Consider the following 17421-nt stretch of genomic DNA (forward strand, 5'->3'; position numbering starts at 1 on the left):
TTTATTTTCATCAAAGGAGATGATAGGTTGAGAGATGGATTTATAAAGGTTGCTGCTATCACACCAGAAATCAAGGTAGCAGATGTGGAATATAATTGTGAAAGCATATGTTCTTATATGAAAAGGACAGAAGAAGAAGGCATAAAGGTTTCTGTGTTTCCTGAACTATGCATTACCGGATATAGCTGTCAGGATCTGTTTTGGCAGGACAGGCTTCTTGAGGTAGCGGAAAATGCTTTGCTTAAAATTACGGAATATAGCAGATATTTAGAAGGGATCTATTTTGTAGGGTTGCCGCTTAGTGTTAACGGAAAACTATATAATGTAGCAGCAGCAATTAGCCGGGGGAAAATATTAGGTATTGTTCCAAAGATATATTTGCCCAATTATAATGAATTTTATGAAGCACGACATTTTAGGTCGGGAAGGCATTTGAATACCTGTATTGAGATAGGAAATCAAAAGGTACCTGTAGGAAGCAATCTTATTTTTTTATGTCAAGAAATGCCTTCTCTTAAAATTGCTGTAGAGCTTTGCGAGGATCTATGGGTACCTAATCCTCCTAGTATAAGACATGCTTTAGCTGGAGCTACGGTTATAGTGAATTTGTCTGCATCTGATGAGATTACCGGAAAAAGCCTATATCGTAGGGATCTTGTATCAGGTCAATCAGCACGGTTAGTCTGTGGATATATATATGCTTCTGCTGGAAATGGTGAGTCAACACAGGATGTGGTGTATTCTGGGCATAACATAGTGGCTGAAAATGGAAGTGTCCTTGCTGAGTCAGAACTGTTTTCTGTAGGTATTACTTGTTCGGAATTGGATTTGCAACATATAGAAAGTGACAGAAGGCGAATGACAACCTTCCACACCGATAAAGAGCATGAGTATTCCTGGATTAGTTTTCATATGAAGAAAAGGGAAACTAGTCTTACTCGATATATTGATCCTATGCCCTTTGTACCTTCAAATTCAGTAGACAGAAATAGAAGATGCAATGAAATACTTATGATTCAAGCTATGGGGCTTAAGAAAAGACTGGAGCATATTGGTTGTTGCAATGTTATAATCGGTATTTCTGGTGGACTGGATTCTACCCTTGCCTTGCTAGTTACAGTAAAGGCTTTTGATTTACTGAGTTTGGATCGTAAGGGAATAGTTGCTGTTACTATGCCTGGCTTTGGAACAACTGACCGAACCTATGACAATGCAGTGAAATTGATTAGATGTCTTGGTGCAGATTTTAAGGAAATCAGTATTGTTAATGCAGTGAACACACATTTTTCTGATATCGGTCACGATTCGGATATATATGATGTTACCTATGAGAATTGCCAGGCACGTGAACGTACCCAGATTCTTATGGATCTTGCAAATAAAATCGGTGGCATTGTAGTTGGAACAGGAGACTTGTCAGAACTGGCTCTTGGATGGGCAACTTACAATGGAGATCATATGTCTATGTATGCAGTAAATGCTTCGGTGCCCAAAACTCTGGTAAGGCATCTGGTAAAATACTATGCAGATACCTGTGGCAATGAAAACCTTGCGGAGACTTTATATAACATTTTAGATACACCGGTATCCCCAGAACTATTACCGCCGAAGAAAGGTGAAATATCACAGAAAACAGAGGACTTGGTTGGCCCTTATGAACTTCACGATTTCTTTTTGTATCACATGCTTCGTTATGGTAGCGATCCATTAAAAATCTACCGTCTTGCTACATATGCTTTTAAAGGTAGGTATGAGAAGGATTTTATATTGAAGTGGGAAAAGTCTTTCTACAAACGGTTCTTTAGCCAGCATTTCAAAAGAAGCTGTCTGCCTGATGGGCCAAAGGTAGGAACGGTAGCAGTATCCCCAAGAGGAGATCTTAGAATGCCTACAGATGCCTGTGTTTCTATATGGCTTAAAGAGTTAAATGAAATAGATGAAACAGTTGTGAAGTAAACTATATTTTATTAATAGAAATCTATATATTAACAAAAAAAGAAAAATATATTGACAGTTAGATAATTACTAATTATAATTACTATCAAACATACAGGAAAACTAGGTAATGTTTATAAGCTGCTTTTCATATAGTACAAATGACTTAAGTTTATCAAACAGAATGGAACCGTAATACTTTTAGGTGCACATAAAATATTGCGGCCACTCTGTTTTTAATATATATCTTAGCAAACCTATAGGTTAGCTAATTAATATATAAGATAAATTGGGGGGATTTAAGGTGGAAGTAACAAGAACACAGGAAGTACAGCCGCAACAAAAGAAAAGTAGATTATCAGTTTTATGGAAAATAGAAGATTGGTGGACAGTTTGGTTAGGACTTATAACTATTGTTGGGATTATCATTGGTATAATTGGTGAACCTATATTACCTGGGAAATGGGGTGAGGATGGTAAGACATTATTTTCTTCAATTACATTAAACAATCTACCAGGAATTTTATTAACAGGATTTGTAAGTTTGGTTATATTTTCTATAGCTGTCTTTATCATAAAAAAGGAAGAGCTAAAGAAATTTGTTATAGGGTTTATATTTATATATTTATTAGCAGTACTTGCAACTCTTATTGGAAATTATGAGCCCTGGAGATATTATGGCTTTAATGAGGTGGTTTGGGCTCTAGTAATTGGCTTGCTTGTTGGAAATATATTAAAAATACCAGAGGCTTTAAAGGGAGCTATTCGTACAGAATTATATATTAAAACAGGATTAGTATTATTAGGAGCTTCGATTCTATTTAATAGAATGTTGGCATTAGGAGTGATGGGAATTGGTTTATCTTGGATTTGCACTCCTATAGTAATTTTAGTGACATATTGGTTTTCTCAAAAAGTACTTAAAATGCATGATCAAAAAAGTTTTGCAATTACTATTGCTACTGCTCTTTCTGTATGCGGAGTTTCTGCAGCTATAGCCTCGGGAACAGCTTCTAAAGCAAAGAAGGAAGATATTAGCTTTACAATTTCTATAAGCCTTATTATTACTGTTATTATGATGGTCGGTATGCCTGCAATTATTAAATTAGTTGGTATGAGTCCTGTAGTAGGAGGAGCTTGGATTGGTGCTACTGTAGATTCCACAGGGGCAGTTGTAGCTTCAGGTGCAATGCTAGGAGACAAGGCTATGGAAGTTGCATCTCTAGTTAAGATGATACAGAATATTCTAATTGGTGTTATAGCCTTTGTAATTGCCGTTATATGGGCTGTGGTGGATTCAAAGGAAGCTAAACCAGATGTCAAGGTTGGGGCTAAGGAAATATGGGTAAGAATGCCTAAGTTTATCTTGGGATTTATAGGAACATCTTTATTATTTTCCTTTATTATACCTAAGGCTACAGTAGACAGTAGTTTGCCCATAATTAATGCTTTTCGTGAATTATTCTTCACCTTTGCCTTTGTTAGTATTGGACTTGAGTCTAACTTTAGGGAGATTAGGGGAAGAATCAAGGGAGGAAAACCACTTACTCTATTTCTTGTAGGTCAGGTTTTAAATATTGTTCTTGCTCTAGGGGCAGCTTATATATTCTTTAGTGGTACCTTCTTTAAGCTTCCAATTTAAGGTGCAAATATGAAAAGAATAAGAGTAATTTTAATAGCTATAATTTTGATTGTATTTTTCATTGTTATGGTTAATGATTTGGGAGATCATACAAATAAGCCTGGGGGCGCCGGAGAAATTTGGTGGACCCAGGTTCCACAAATTGATGAGACTTACCGAAAGCTTAATAAAAGATAGTAAGAATAAAAAGGAGAAGGAAGCTTTAGTAGATTGGAGGGTACCTATGACTATCTTAGAAACAATAGAAAAGGAAATAAAGTTTTACCAAGAAAAAATCAATGAATATAGGGAAGGTAATATTGATCCTAATATTAGAGCAATCAGAGCTGTTATGGGAGTTTATCCTGAAAGACAGGAAGAAAAGTATATGACTAGAATTAAAACACCAGCAGGTATACTAACTTTAGAGCAATTTGAAGCTATTAGCAAAATTGCAGATAAGTACTCAAGGGGTGAAATCCATCTTACTACTAGACAAGATATCCAGTTTCAAGGAGTGGAGTTGGAGAATACTGTAAAAATTATGGAGGAAGCTTTAGAGCTAGGAATAAATACCTTAGGAGCGGGTGGAAATACAGCAAGGAACGTGGCCTGTTCTCCTTTGTCTGGTGTAGATAAGGATGAAGTATTTGATGTGACTCCTCATGCTCTAGCTACTGCAGAACATCTTTTACATGATCCATCAACGAGGAAATTGCCTAGAAAGTATAAAATAAGCTTTTCAAATAGTAATGTAGATACAGCCTATGCCACTATAGCGGATCTAGGTTTTATAGCAAAAATTCAGGATGACCAAAGAGGTTTTGAAGTATATGCTGCCGGGGGATTAGGTGGATCGCCTAGGGTAAGTATAAAGATTAAAGACTTTGTAGAAGAGAAGGATACTCTTTATTATGTACAAGCCATGAAGGAATTATTTGAAGCAGAAGGAGATTGGAAAAATAGGAATAGAGCTAGAATTAGATATATCTTATTAAGATTAGGTGAAGAAAAATTCAAAGAATTGCTGAACTACTATGTAGAGAAAGCAAAGAAAGATTATGAGCTAGATTTAAAAATCACTGACCAAGCTAAAAGTTATATTGAAGAAGAAAGCAAGCCTTTAGAAGAGAGTCCAATAGTAATAGAACAAAAGCAGAGGGGATATTACTCCATTTTTGTTCATACTGAAAATGGTTATTTAAAAACAAAGGACTTATATAAGATTATAGATTATTTAAAGGCTTTAGGTTATGACATATCTATAAGACTTTCGAATACTCAAGGGTTTTATCTAAGAGATCTAAAGGGTAAGGATGTAGATGGATTAGTTAAGATAATAAAAGAGTTTACAACAGATCCGTTCTTACCAATTATAAAAAGTTGTGTAGGAGAAAGGGTGTGTGGAACTGGCCTTTGCAATTCTAAAGGTTTATCTTCAGCCATTTATAATAGATTTTCAAGAGAGAAGGATGAAATAAAGAAACTGCTACCTAAGATATGTATTTCAGGATGTGCTAATTCCTGTGGGCAGCATCAGTTGGCACAGCTTGGTTTTAGTGGAAGAGCTATAAAGGGTGTCAATGGAATGATTCCTGCCTACAGAGTATTCTTCGGTGGCCATATAGGAGTGGGAAAGACAAGGTTAGCAGAGAATAAAGGAGATATTCCAGCTAAAAGAATACCAGACTTTATTTATAGATTAGTGCTTTTAGCTAAGGAATCTGCTTACAGAGACTTTGATAGCTTTATTGAAGAAAAATGGTCATCGGTAGAGGAACTAATAAAAGACTTTCAGTTAATAGAAGAGGATTCAGATTTATATTTTGATTATGATGCAAGCACAAGATTTTTAACAAAAAAGTAATTTGATTATTATAAAAAGGGAGTATTGTGTTAATCTATTTTATCCCTCGTCTTTCGATGAGGGATTTGCTTTATAGACTTAAGTGGAGATGATTTCATGCTTGGATTGATAGGAATTAGGGCTAATGTAAATATAGAAATTAGAGAAGGTTTTTCACTTTCATTAAGTAAGCTTGATAAGGCCTTAAATAAGCTTAGACATGTATTCGAAGAAGTTGTAATCTTAAGTACCTGTAACAGAACGGAAATTTATTTTGTAGCAAATATTAATGAAGATGAGGCTCTAGAACTTATCTTCCAAAATCTAGAATGGAATAGTAATCTAAAGGAATATTTCTTTGTAGTTAAAGAAAAGAAGGCTGTGGAGCATATTATGAAAGTAGCTTGTGGATTTCATTCTAAAATTTTAGGTGAGGATCAAATACTAGGACAGATTAAAGATGCCTTTGATAAGGCTGTAAACTTTAATTGTGTAAAGGGGGAACTGCAAAAGCTTTTTCAAAAGGCTATTAGCTGTGGGAAGGAATTTAGGACGGCCTGTAAGCTATATAAAATACCGGTATCTGCATCATCTATAGCTGTAAAAGACTGTATTCAAAATAAAATAAAAAGTTTGATGATAATTGGTTATGGAGATATTGGTAAACTGGCATTGAAGTATGCTTTAGATGGAAGGTTTATCGAAAAGATATATCTTGTAGTAAGGAATATTAAAAAGTATGAAAATGAAGAACTTATAATCAATAATCCTAAAGTAAAGCTTCTTACCTTTTGTCAGAAGAATAAATATTATCAAAAGGTAGAAGCCATAATTTCTTGTACCTCTGCTCCTCATCCTGTAGTTAAAGTAGCAGAATTTAAGGATATGGATTTAAGTAAGCCTTTAGTAATTTATGATTTAGCAGTTCCTAGAGATGTTGAGGAAGGTATAAAAGGGATATTGAACATTAAGCTTTATGATATAGATAACTTAAATACTATTAATGAAGAAAATAAAAATAAAAGAAAAAAAGTTATGTATGAAAATCTTAATATAATAGATAAAAACATAGAGGATTATATGGCTTGGAAAAAGTTAAGAGAAATAACTCCTGAAATAGTAAAGTTAAAAGAAAGCAGTCACAGGGTTTTTCAAGAAAGGTATAAGGTCTTTATAAATAAGCAGCATAGTAAACCTACAGAGCTTTTGGCAAAAAAGCTTATAAAAAGCGCTTCGGAGGTATATATAAATAGGGCTATTGAGTTATTAAAGGAAGAAAAACTAAAGGGGAGAGAGAATGAATGTCTCAGGATCTTGGAGAGGATATTTTTAGTTTAACGTCAGAGTTTATGATCATTAGCCTTCTTTCCTCAAAGGTTAGAGTCTTAGTAATTGGTGGAGGAATAGCTGGCTTTATTAAGGCAAAAAGCTTTGCAGGCAGAGGTTGTAAGGTAACGGTTCTTTCCTTGGATTTTATTGAAGAATTTAGATATTTGGCCAAGGAGTTTGAACTTAACCTTGTGCAAGCTCCTTATACTTCGGATTATATAGATAGTTATCATATTGTAATAATAGCCTTGGGGGATGAAGAGTTTATTGAAGAAATAAGAGAGGACTGTTATAGCAAAGGTAAGTTATTTTTAGATTGCAGCGATTACAAGTCAGGAAATATGGTAATTCCATCACAAGGTACTACTAAAAATATATGCTACTCAATTAATACAAGGGCATCTAGTCCAATAACATCAAAGTTTTTCATTGATAGGCTTAATCTTTATTTAAGTGATTATGATGATTTGGTTGAATATATTAGCTCCTTGAGAAAGGATTTAAAAGGAAAGGAAAAGCTAAAGGAGGTAATGCGCTTTACCTCCAGTGAGGATTTTAATTTCTTTTTTAAAAAAGGGTATGGAGACATGATAATTAAGCTCTTTTATGGTGACATTGAGGTATAAAAACCATTCAATTTATTTGTTAATTAATATAAATAGCTTATGGATGAAGGGGGAGGCTTCCTTGAATTATAAGATTGCTACAAGAAAAAGTAAATTGGCGCAGGTTCAAACGGATTATGTCATAGGTGAAATTAAGAGGAAGTTTGATATAAACTGTGAAAAGTATTTAATAGATACTACTGGAGATAAAATATTAGATCTTTCTATAGAGAAAATTGGAGGAAAAGGGGTATTTGTTAAGGACATAGAGCTTGCCTTGTTAAGCGGGAAAGCCCATGCGGCAGTTCACAGTATGAAGGACGTACCCTATGACATAGAAGAAAATTTTGAAATTGCTGCTATGCCTATTAGGGAGGATGCTAGAGAAGCCTTAATTACTGTTAATGGTTGCAGTTTTAAGGAATTGCCTTATGGAGCAAAAATAGGTACAAGTAGTAAGAGAAGAATTGCTCAAATAAAGGCTTTAAGACCAGATATAGAGTTAATTCCTATGAGAGGTAATGTAGATACTAGGATAGATAAGATGTATAAGGAAAAGTTGGATGGAATAGTATTAGCATTGGCAGGATTAAAGAGATTAGGTCTTGAAAACAAGGTATCAACTTGTTTTTCTATTGAGGAGATAATTCCAGCAGTGGGACAAGGAGCCCTTGGAATAGAAACTTTAAAAGGAAAGGAAATTTCTACAATAGTAAAGGGCTTGGATAAGGATAATGTCAGAATCTGTGTAGAGGCAGAAAGAGCCTTTATGGAGTACTTGCAGGGAGGTTGTCATACTACAATAGGCGCTTATGCTACCTTAGAAGGTGATTCAATATATATGATAGGTTTATTTGAAGTAAAAGGACGCCTTGTGAAAAAAGATATTTATGGCAGTGTTTATGAACATTTAGACTTGGGCAGGCGGTTAGCAGAGAAAATAATCAGCAGTTAATTAAGGGAAAAGGAGATTGGAGGCTATGGTTTATTTAATTGGAGCAGGTCCTGGACAAGAAGAGCTTATTACAGTAAAAGCGGTAAGAGTTCTTAAAAAATGCACTGCAGTATTATATGACAGACTGGCAGGTAATCATGTATTAAAGTACTTAAATAAAAACTGTAAATTATATTATTGTGGTAAGGAGCCGGGCTGCCATTATAAAAGTCAAGAAGAGATAAATGCAATGCTTATAAAGTTAGCTAAGGAAGGCCATATTGTTGGCAGAATTAAGGGAGGAGATCCCTATGTCTTTGGACGTGGTGGTGAAGAGGGAGAAGCTCTATACCGAGAAGGAATAGATTTTGAAGTGGTGCCTGGGGTGACTTCAGCGGTTTCAGTTCTTAGCTATGCAGGAATTCCTGTAACAAGCAGAGGATATTCTCAAAGTTTTCATGTCTTTACTGGCATGAGTGCAGAAAAGTTGAATATAAATTGGAGGGCGGTTTCAAAGCTTACAGGCACTTTAGTGTTTTTGATGGGAATTGAAAATATAGAAGTTATTGTAGAAAGATTAATTGCAGCAGGTAAAGATCCTAATACACTTGCAGCAGTAGTAATGAAAGGTACAAGCTCCTCTCAAAAAAAAGTCATAGGGACCTTGGAAAATATAAGTAAAAAGGTTAGGAAGGCAGGCTTAAAATCTCCTTCTATTATTGTCTTTGGAGAAGTGGTTAAGCTTTCTGACACATTGAATTGGTATGAAAGAAAACCATTATTTGGAGTAAATGTATGTATTACAAGAAGTAAAGAACAAGCAGTTGAGCTAAGGGAGAGAATTTTAGATTTAGGAGCAGAGGTTACTGAAGTTAACGCTTTAGGAATAAAAGAAATTGAAGGAGCTTTAGAGCCTTATATTGATAAAGTAACTAGCTATAACTATATTGTTTTCACTTCTGTAAATTCGGTAAATATCTTCTTTGATCAATTATTAAAGAAGAAAATTGATGTAAGGCTTATAAAAGCTAAGTTTGCCATTATAGGTCCTGCCACAGAGAAGGCCTTACTTTCTAGGGGGATAGTGCCTAGTATTAAAGCAGAGGAGTTTATTAGTGAAAATCTTTCCCAAAGGCTTTCTACAGTATTAAAGGCAGGGGATAGGGTTTTAATACCTTGTTCAAAGCAAGCAAGACCGGTTTTTTTTAAGGATCTATTAAAAACAGGAGCTTTAGTTGACCTAGTTCACATTTATGAGCCAGTTTTAGGGGATAATTATCAAACTTATAATCTAGAAAATGTTGATATTATAGTATACACCAGTCCTTCTATAGTTAAAAATATGATTCATTTATTTGGTACTGTTGCATTGAGGAATAAAAGGGCTATGGCAATAGGACCCATTACTAAGAAAGAGCTAATTGATAATGATATTTCTTGTATTGTTTGTGAAGATCACAGTACAGAGGGAATATTAAAAAAATTACTAGAAATTTATAAGAAATAGAAGGTGAAATAATGTTTCTAAGAAGTAGAAGATTGAGAGAAAGTGCAGCGATAAGGGATTTAGTAAGGGAAACAAAATTAAGTGTCAAGGATTTTATTCTTCCTATTTTTGTAGTGGAAGGAGAAGGGGTAAAGAGAGAGATAAGTTCTATTCCTAATAATTATCATTATTCCATAGATAAATTAGAGGATATAGTAAGGAAAGTAACAGAGGCAGGAATAGCAGGAGTTATAATTTTTGGAATTCCTGATAGAAAGGATGAAGTTGGGTCCTCTGCTTATGATGACAATGGAATAGTGCAAAGAGCAGTAAGGAAGATTAAAGAACTTAATAAGGACCTATTAGTTATTACTGATGTATGTATGTGCCAGTATACTTCCCATGGACACTGCGGTATTTTAAGAGAGGGCAGGGTTGACAATGATGCTTCACTAGAATATATAGCTAAAATAGCTCTTTCTCATGGAAGAGCAGGAGCAGATCTTGTGGCACCTTCAGACATGATGGATGGCAGGGTACAAGCTATAAGAACTTTATTAGATGAAAATCAATATAATCATGTAGGTATAATGGCCTACAGTGCTAAATATGCTTCTGCTTTTTACGGACCTTTTAGAGAAGCAGCTAGTTCTGCACCTCAGTTTGGAGATAGAAAAAGCTATCAAATGGATCCAGGAAATAGGTTAGAAGCATTAAAGGAAATAGAAGCGGATATACAAGAAGGGGCTGATATTGTGATGGTGAAACCTGCTCTTTCCTATTTAGATATTATTAGGGAGGCAAGAGATAGGATTAAAGTGCCCTTGGCAGCTTATAGTGTCAGTGGAGAATATGCTATGCTAAAAGCTGCTGCAAGTGCTGGCCTTGTGGATGAGAAAAGTATAGCCTTAGAGTCGCTGCTATCTATAAAGAGAGCGGGGGCTGACATTATAATAACCTATTATGCATTAGAAGCAGCTAAGTGGGTGAGAGATCAGTAAAAGGAGGCAAACTATGGGGAATCAAAGTATATTTGAAGAATCAAAGAAGTATATGCCCGGTGGTGTTAATAGTCCTGTTAGAGCCTTTAAGGATCTACCTATAAATCCTCCTGTTATAAAAAGAGGAAAGGGTACTTATATATACGACGAGGATGGCAAGGAATATATAGATTTTGTTGGTGCTTGGGGTCCTATGATTTTAGGACATTGTGATAACGATGTAGTAAAGGCCATAAAAGAAAGAGCAGAGGAAGCTATTGCCTTTGGAGCACCAACGGAATTAGAGCTAGAATTAGCAAAACATGTAACCACTACCGTAGACAATGTAGAAATGATTAGAATGGTTAACTCCGGTACGGAAGCTACCATGAGTGCTGTTAAGCTTGCACGAGGATTTACAGGCAGAGATAAAATAGTTAAATTTTCTGGATGCTATCACGGACATTTTGACGGTTTTTTAGTAAGTGCAGGTTCTGGAGTGATGACAGAAGGAATACCCGGTAGCGCTGGTGTTCCGGTAGAAAGTATTAGAAATACTATAGTCGCTAATTACAATGATATAGATAGCATTAGGAAAGTATTTAGCATACATGGAAAGGATATAGCTGCAGTTATTGTTGAGCCGGTGGCTGGAAATATGGGGGTTATTCCTGCAGATAAAGAATTTCTATTAGAAATAAGAAGTTTATGTGATGAGTATAATAGTATATTAATATTTGATGAAGTAATGACTGGATTTAGGGTTGCTTATAAAGGGGCGGCGTCAATTTATAATATAAAACCGGATCTGGTTACCTATGCAAAGATTTTAGGAGGGGGACTTCCCTCTGGTGCCTATGGTGGAAAAAGGGATATTATGAGTTTTCTATCACCGGTAGGCCCTGTTTATCAGGCAGGAACCATGTCCGGCAATCCTATAGTTATGGCATCAGGATTAGCTACCTTAAGAAAGTTATATAAAAATCCAGGATATTATGTAAAACTTGAAGTGCTAGGGAGAAAATTAGAAAAAGATATAATTGAAATAGCAAGAGAAAAGGGCATCTCTGTGGTGGTTAACAGATGCGGAGCAATGCTTACTATATTTTTTACTGAGCTTGATAGAGTAAATAACTATCAAGATGCTAAAAGCTGTGACACTAAGATATATGGAAAATTTTTTGAGCATATGCTTGAGCATGGTATATATCTACCACCATCTCAGTTTGAAGCTATGTTTCTAAATGTTAAGATGGGAGAAGAAGAAATAGATAAGTTTTTGAATGTATTTAGACAATTTAATATATAAAGCTTATTATATTGATTAAAGATTAACTAATCCTAGTAAGGAGCTTTCTTTCCTTACTAGGATTTTTTAAGTATCTTTACTCTGTGTAGAACTCTAATAATTTTCTATGAGTTTGTAACAATCCTGGCTGCAAGTTCTCAAAAAACAACAAAAAATCATCTGCTTGTTTTTTACTTTCTTCTAAAGCATTTTTTACAAAGACTTGAGTTATCTCTAGCCAAGTCATATCTAAAGATATTAAGTCCGAGGTTTTTGATTTGTATTCAGAAATTGCAAAATGATTGCAATATAGCTTTTCCGCTTTATGAGTTTATTTTATTAGCATATACTATACACAAGATTACACTAAAATAAATAGTACTTATATAAAAACTCTGCCTTGTACTGATATTCATTTTATTATAAACTATATGTAGTATAGCACAAAGAAGATGTAAAGTAACTTTTAGAAAAATAAGAATTGTAGTATATATTGATGTAATAAAAAGTATGGGAGGAAAAAACATTGAAGTTCATTTCATGGAATATTGATTCTTTAAATGCCGCATTAACAGGCACTTCGGAACGAGCGCTTCTATCTAAAAATGTATTAAATACTATTATTGAACATAAAGCAGATGTTATTGCTATACAGGAAACAAAGTTACCTAGTGAAGGTCCTAGCAAAAAGCATTTAGGAATTTTAAAAGAGATGTTTCCTGGTTACGAAATTGTATGGAATAGTTCCGTAGAACCAGCAAGGAAAGGCTACGCAGGCACTATGTTTTTATATAAGAATAATTTATTACCTACTGTTACCTTTCCTAGAATTGGAGCGCCAAGTACCATGGATTTTGAAGGGCGTATAATAACGTTAGAATTTGATAATTATTATTTAACACAGGTATATACACCTAATGCAGGAGAGGGATTGAATCGTTTGGCTGAACGACAAATATGGGATATAAAATATGCAGATTATCTATCCACTCTGGACAAGAAAAAGCCAGTAATTGCAACAGGAGATTTTAATGTAGCCCATAAGGAAATAGATTTAGCTCATCCTAACAGCAACCATAATTCAGCAGGCTTTACCGATGAGGAACGTGAAGGCTTTTCAAATTTGCTAGCAAAAGGCTTTACGGATACATTCCGTTATATTCACGGAGATGTTACAGGGGCCTATACTTGGTGGGCTCAGAGATCTAAAACAAGTAAAATAAATAATTCTGGTTGGAGAATAGATTATTGGTTAGTTAGCAATCGAATAGCAGAAAAAGTAATTAAATCTGAAATGATTGATTCTGGTCCAAGACAAGATCATGCACCAATATTATTAGAGATAGATTTATAAAAATCGGATAACCAGTTAAAATTACGAAATAAACCCTTAAAATGTGTACATATGCACATTTCAAGGGTTTATTTTCTTATGCATATGTAGAAATGTTATCAGTAATTGCTTTTGAGTATAAGAATTTATTATTTTTATTACTTGAATAAGTCAAATTTAAGGATTTGATTATGGTTTCAAGATTGATACTAATTTGAAAACTTATGTAATAAAAGAAAATAAGAGTTTTAAATACATAATAAAATCTGTTTAATAAAAATTTAAGTTATGTTAAAATTGATGGGACAAATAGTTCTACATAAGACAAAAAGGAGATAGCAAAATGATACTACAGAAAATGAAAATTAGAACAAAATTTAACATCTTAGTAACTTCAGTAATTCTTTTTTTAACAATAGTTATATGTTTATCTACTAAAGGACAAATTAAAGAAGCTATGACTAATGTTTATAAAGATAAGGTTACTGTTGAATCAAATTTGGGGATGAGTATGATTGATGAAAGATACCCAGGAGAATGGAATATTAAAAATGGTGAACTATATAAAGGGGATGTAAAAATAAACGATAACAATGATATTTTTGATGAAATAGGAGAAGTAACAGGAGGAATTGTTAATATATTCTTAGAAAATTATACTGTTGCAACCAATATAGTTGTAAATGGAGAAAGAAGAATTGGTGCTGATGCAGCAAGTGAGATAGTGGAGGCGGTTCTTGAAAAAGGTGAAACTTATGTAGGAAGCGCCGATATTTCTGGAAGATTACATTTAACAATTTATCAACCAGTGAAAGATGGAAGCGGTAAGATTATAGGTATGTGGCTTGTAGGTTCTCCAATAGATTTAATTAATAAAACAGTTACATCATTATTATTAATTATTTTTGCTATTATATTAGTTACTGTGGTTCTTGCTATATTTACTACAGTTTTCTTTACCGGTGCTATTGTAAAACCAATAAATGAAGTGAATTCGCAATTGAAAGATATTGCTGAAGGTGAAGGCGACTTAAGTAAAGAAATCTATGTGAAATCACAGGATGAAATAGGTGATCTGGCAAAGGAATTTAATAAAATGTTAGGTACTCTACGAAGGATGCTTAGTCAAGTTAATAGTACTTCAGTGCATGTAGCAGCAGCATCTGAAGAATTATTATCAAGTTCAGAGCAAACTACTTCTGCAATGAATGAAGTTGGAGCTTCAGTACAAGAAGTAGTAAAGATAGTAGAAGTACAAGATAAGAATACAGAAGAAAGTGTTCAAGCTATTGGAGAGATTAACAGTGGAATTCAACACATTGCAGATTCTGTTAGTAATGTAGCAGAATCTGCAAATGAAACCATGAAACAGGCTAATATAGGAAATGAATATATACAGAAGGTTGTTGGACAAGTAAGAAATATGCATGATGCTTCCGATGATACTATAGAAATGATGAAGAAGTTGTCTAATCACTCTAATGAAATTGGAAAAATAATTGATACTATTACTGCCATTTCTGAGCAGACAAATCTTTTAGCTCTTAATGCTGCTATAGAGGCAGCAAGAGCTGGTGAACAAGGAAGGGGCTTTGCTGTAGTAGCTGATGAAGTTCGTAAATTAGCTGATGAATCAAGAAATTCTGCTAATCAGATTTCTCAAATTATTCAGTTGATTCAGAATGACATATTAATGGCTAGAGATATGGCTAGTGGTGCTAACTCTGTTGCTAAAGATGGTTTGCAATTAGCTGAGCAAACAGGAGAAACTTTTGGTCAAATTTTAAAATCAATTGAGAGTGTTAGCGGACAAGCACAGGAGTTATCCACAATTACTGAAGAGATTTCTGCTAGTGTAGAACAAGTTAATGAATCAATTAAAGAAATAGCGGGATTAGCAAAAACTAATTCAATCAATACTACTGAAATAGCTGCTGCTTCAGAAGAACAATTGGTAACTATGGAAGAGATCACCTCATCTGCTAATACCTTAACAAATATGGCTGAAGAATTAAGAACATTAGTTGGTCGCTTTAAGATTTAGGAGATACTGTGATATATTTTAAAAGAGCTGGGCATAAGTAAGGAAAAATCTTATGCCCAGCTCTATTTTTTACTTGAATAGATAAGGTGAAAAATTATATCACAATATGCAAGAATAAACATAATATGAATTAGAAAGGGTATGTAAACATAGAAAATAAAATAGTAATTTTATATAAAATACAATTTAATTAAAGTTTAACCTATGTTGAAATTTTTATAGAAACTTATTATAGATTAAAAGGGGAAAAAGAAATGAAACTGTGGAAAATGAGAATTAAATCTAAATTTAATTTCTTAGTTATTACAGTAATCATTTATTTAGCATTAAATATATGCATAATGTCTGATTATAAAATTAATAAATCTATGACTAATGTATATAAAAGCAAAGTTGCTGTTGAATCAGAGTTGGGAATGAGCATAATTAATGAAAGATATCCAGGAGAATGGAATGTTAAAAATGGTGAGCTTTATAAAGGTGATGTGAAAATAAACTATAGCAATGATATATTTGAGGAAATAGGAAGAATAACAGGAGGCATTGCTAATATATTTCTAGAAAACTCAACTGTTGCAACTAATATAGTTGTAAATGGAGAAAGAAGGATTGGTGCTAATGCAAATAGGGAAATAGAAGAGATTGTATTAAAAAGAGGGGAAGTATATGTAGGGGAAGCGGATATTTCTGGAGAGACACACTTAACTATGTATCAACCAGTTAAAGATGGAAATGGCCAGATTATTGGTATGTGGTTAGTAGGCACACCAATTGAAGATATTGATAACACAATTGCTTCAATATTAATAATAATTTTCTGTACTATACTATTTACAGCAGCACTTGCTATAACTGTTACAGTATTTTTTACCGGTGCTATTGTACGTCCAATAAATCAAGTGAATGAACAATTGAAAAATATTGCTGAAGGTGAAGGAGATTTAAGTAAAGAAATTCGTGTTAAATCCCGGGATGAAATTGGTGATATGGCAACGGTATTTAATAAGATGTTAAGCACTTTACGAACAATGCTTAGTCAGGTAAATAGTACTTCAGAGCAGGTAGCTGCAGCATCCGAAGAATTATTAGCAAGTTCAGAGGAAACTACTTCTGCAACAAATCAAATTGCATCTTCAGTTCAAGAGATAGCAAAGATAGCAGAAATACAAGGTAAAAATACAGAAGAAAGTGCTCGAGCTATTGGTGAGATTAATAGTGGAATTCAACACATTGCCGATTCCATTAATACTGTAGCAGAAGCAGCCAATGAAACCATGAACCAGGCCAGCACAGGAAATGAATATATACAAAAGGTTGTTGAACAAGTAAGAAATATTCACGATGCTTCCAATGATACTATAGAAATGATGAGGAAGTTGGCAAATCACTCTAGTACAATTGGAAAAATAATTGATGCTATTACAGGCATTTCTGAGCAGACCAATCTTTTAGCTCTTAATGCAGCGATAGAAGTAGCAAGAGCTGGTGAACAAGGAAGAGGTTTTGCGGTAGTAGCTGATGAGGTTCGTAAATTGGCGGACGAATCAAGGAAATCTGCTAATCAGATTTCTGAAATTATTAAATTGATTCAGCAGGATATATTATTGGCTAGCGACAAGGCCAGTGATACTAACTCTGTTGCTAAAAATGGTTTAGAATTGGCTGAAGAAACAGGAAAGGCCTTTAAAGAATTTGTAAAAGCTATTGAAAATGTTAATGGACAAACGCAGGAATTATCTAAAACTACTGAACAACTTTCTGCCAGTGTAGAACTAATTAATCAATCAATTGAAGTAATTGCAGAATTAGCAAAAACTAATTCAAACAATACAACGGAAATAGCCGCAGCTTCAGAAGAACAATTGGCAACTATAGAAGAGATTACTGCATCTGCTAACACCTTAGCCAATATGGCTGAAGAATTAAGATTATTAGTTGGTCGATTTAAGATTTAAAGAAGATGGATATATTATAAAAGGGTCTCCCATAAGAAATGAAAAATTCCTTATGGGAGGCCTTT

The 17421-nt window shown here is 34.0% G+C and carries 14 protein-coding genes; 13 read left to right on the forward strand and 1 reads right to left on the reverse strand.

Features of this window, described 5'->3' with window-relative positions:
• The first annotated feature begins 27 nt into the window (after positions 1–27).
• The 10 genes from N3C_RS13330 to hemL all read left to right on the forward strand — a co-directional run bounded on the left by N3C_RS13330 (position 28) and on the right by hemL (position 12045).
• The gene (locus N3C_RS13330) at positions 28–1956 is read left to right on the forward strand and encodes an NAD(+) synthase (RefSeq protein ID WP_074366517.1); all 1929 of its coding nucleotides are present in this window, start codon (positions 28–30) and stop codon (positions 1954–1956) included.
• 283 nt (positions 1957–2239) lie between these two features.
• On the forward strand, positions 2240–3577 hold the full coding sequence (locus N3C_RS13335; protein ID WP_074366508.1) for a YeiH family protein: 1338 nt from the start codon (positions 2240–2242) through the stop codon (positions 3575–3577).
• 9 nt (positions 3578–3586) lie between these two features.
• Entirely contained in the window at positions 3587–3754 is a 168-nt protein-coding gene (locus N3C_RS15145) for a hypothetical protein (protein WP_178377831.1), read from the forward strand.
• On the forward strand, positions 3723–5423 hold the full coding sequence (locus tag N3C_RS13340) for a nitrite/sulfite reductase (protein WP_242944109.1): 1701 nt from the start codon (positions 3723–3725) through the stop codon (positions 5421–5423). The genes N3C_RS15145 and N3C_RS13340 overlap by 32 nt, the downstream gene beginning before the upstream one ends.
• Positions 5424–5519: 96 nt before the next feature.
• A complete protein-coding gene (gene hemA / locus N3C_RS13345; protein ID WP_074366509.1) occupies positions 5520–6740 on the forward strand; it encodes a glutamyl-tRNA reductase in 1221 nt (406 codons plus the stop codon).
• Complete coding sequence (locus tag N3C_RS13350; RefSeq protein WP_074366510.1) at positions 6704–7357, forward strand: NAD(P)-dependent oxidoreductase; 654 nt, start codon at positions 6704–6706, stop codon at positions 7355–7357. The genes hemA and N3C_RS13350 overlap by 37 nt, the downstream gene beginning before the upstream one ends.
• A gap of 61 nt (positions 7358–7418) precedes the next feature.
• Positions 7419–8291, forward strand: a complete 873-nt coding sequence (hemC, locus tag N3C_RS13355) for a hydroxymethylbilane synthase (protein WP_074366511.1) — start codon at positions 7419–7421, stop codon at positions 8289–8291.
• A gap of 25 nt (positions 8292–8316) precedes the next feature.
• The gene (gene cobA, locus N3C_RS13360; protein WP_074366512.1) at positions 8317–9777 is read left to right on the forward strand and encodes a uroporphyrinogen-III C-methyltransferase; all 1461 of its coding nucleotides are present in this window, start codon (positions 8317–8319) and stop codon (positions 9775–9777) included.
• An 11-nt stretch (positions 9778–9788) separates the two neighbouring features.
• The gene (hemB, locus tag N3C_RS13365; protein WP_074366513.1) at positions 9789–10757 is read left to right on the forward strand and encodes a porphobilinogen synthase; all 969 of its coding nucleotides are present in this window, start codon (positions 9789–9791) and stop codon (positions 10755–10757) included.
• A gap of 13 nt (positions 10758–10770) precedes the next feature.
• Entirely contained in the window at positions 10771–12045 is a 1275-nt protein-coding gene (gene hemL, locus N3C_RS13370) for a glutamate-1-semialdehyde 2,1-aminomutase (RefSeq protein ID WP_074366514.1), read from the forward strand.
• A gap of 76 nt (positions 12046–12121) precedes the next feature.
• Here the strand turns inward: hemL and N3C_RS15150 are convergent, their stop codons facing one another.
• Complete coding sequence (locus N3C_RS15150; RefSeq protein ID WP_178377832.1) at positions 12122–12271, reverse strand: hypothetical protein; 150 nt, start codon at positions 12269–12271, stop codon at positions 12122–12124.
• 279 nt (positions 12272–12550) lie between these two features.
• Between N3C_RS15150 and N3C_RS13375 the strand changes: the two genes are divergently transcribed.
• The 3 genes from N3C_RS13375 to N3C_RS13385 all read left to right on the forward strand — a co-directional run bounded on the left by N3C_RS13375 (position 12551) and on the right by N3C_RS13385 (position 17356).
• On the forward strand, positions 12551–13378 hold the full coding sequence (locus N3C_RS13375) for an exodeoxyribonuclease III (protein WP_074366515.1): 828 nt from the start codon (positions 12551–12553) through the stop codon (positions 13376–13378).
• Positions 13379–13700: 322 nt separating this feature from the next.
• On the forward strand, positions 13701–15401 hold the full coding sequence (locus tag N3C_RS13380; protein WP_074366516.1) for a methyl-accepting chemotaxis protein: 1701 nt from the start codon (positions 13701–13703) through the stop codon (positions 15399–15401).
• 254 nt (positions 15402–15655) lie between these two features.
• Positions 15656–17356, forward strand: a complete 1701-nt coding sequence (locus N3C_RS13385) for a methyl-accepting chemotaxis protein (protein ID WP_083604565.1) — start codon at positions 15656–15658, stop codon at positions 17354–17356.
• Positions 17357–17421 lie beyond the last annotated feature (65 nt).

Origin of the sequence: Clostridium sp. N3C, from assembly GCF_900095445.1 — a bacterium.
GTDB lineage: Bacteria > Bacillota > Clostridia > Clostridiales > Clostridiaceae > Clostridium_AU.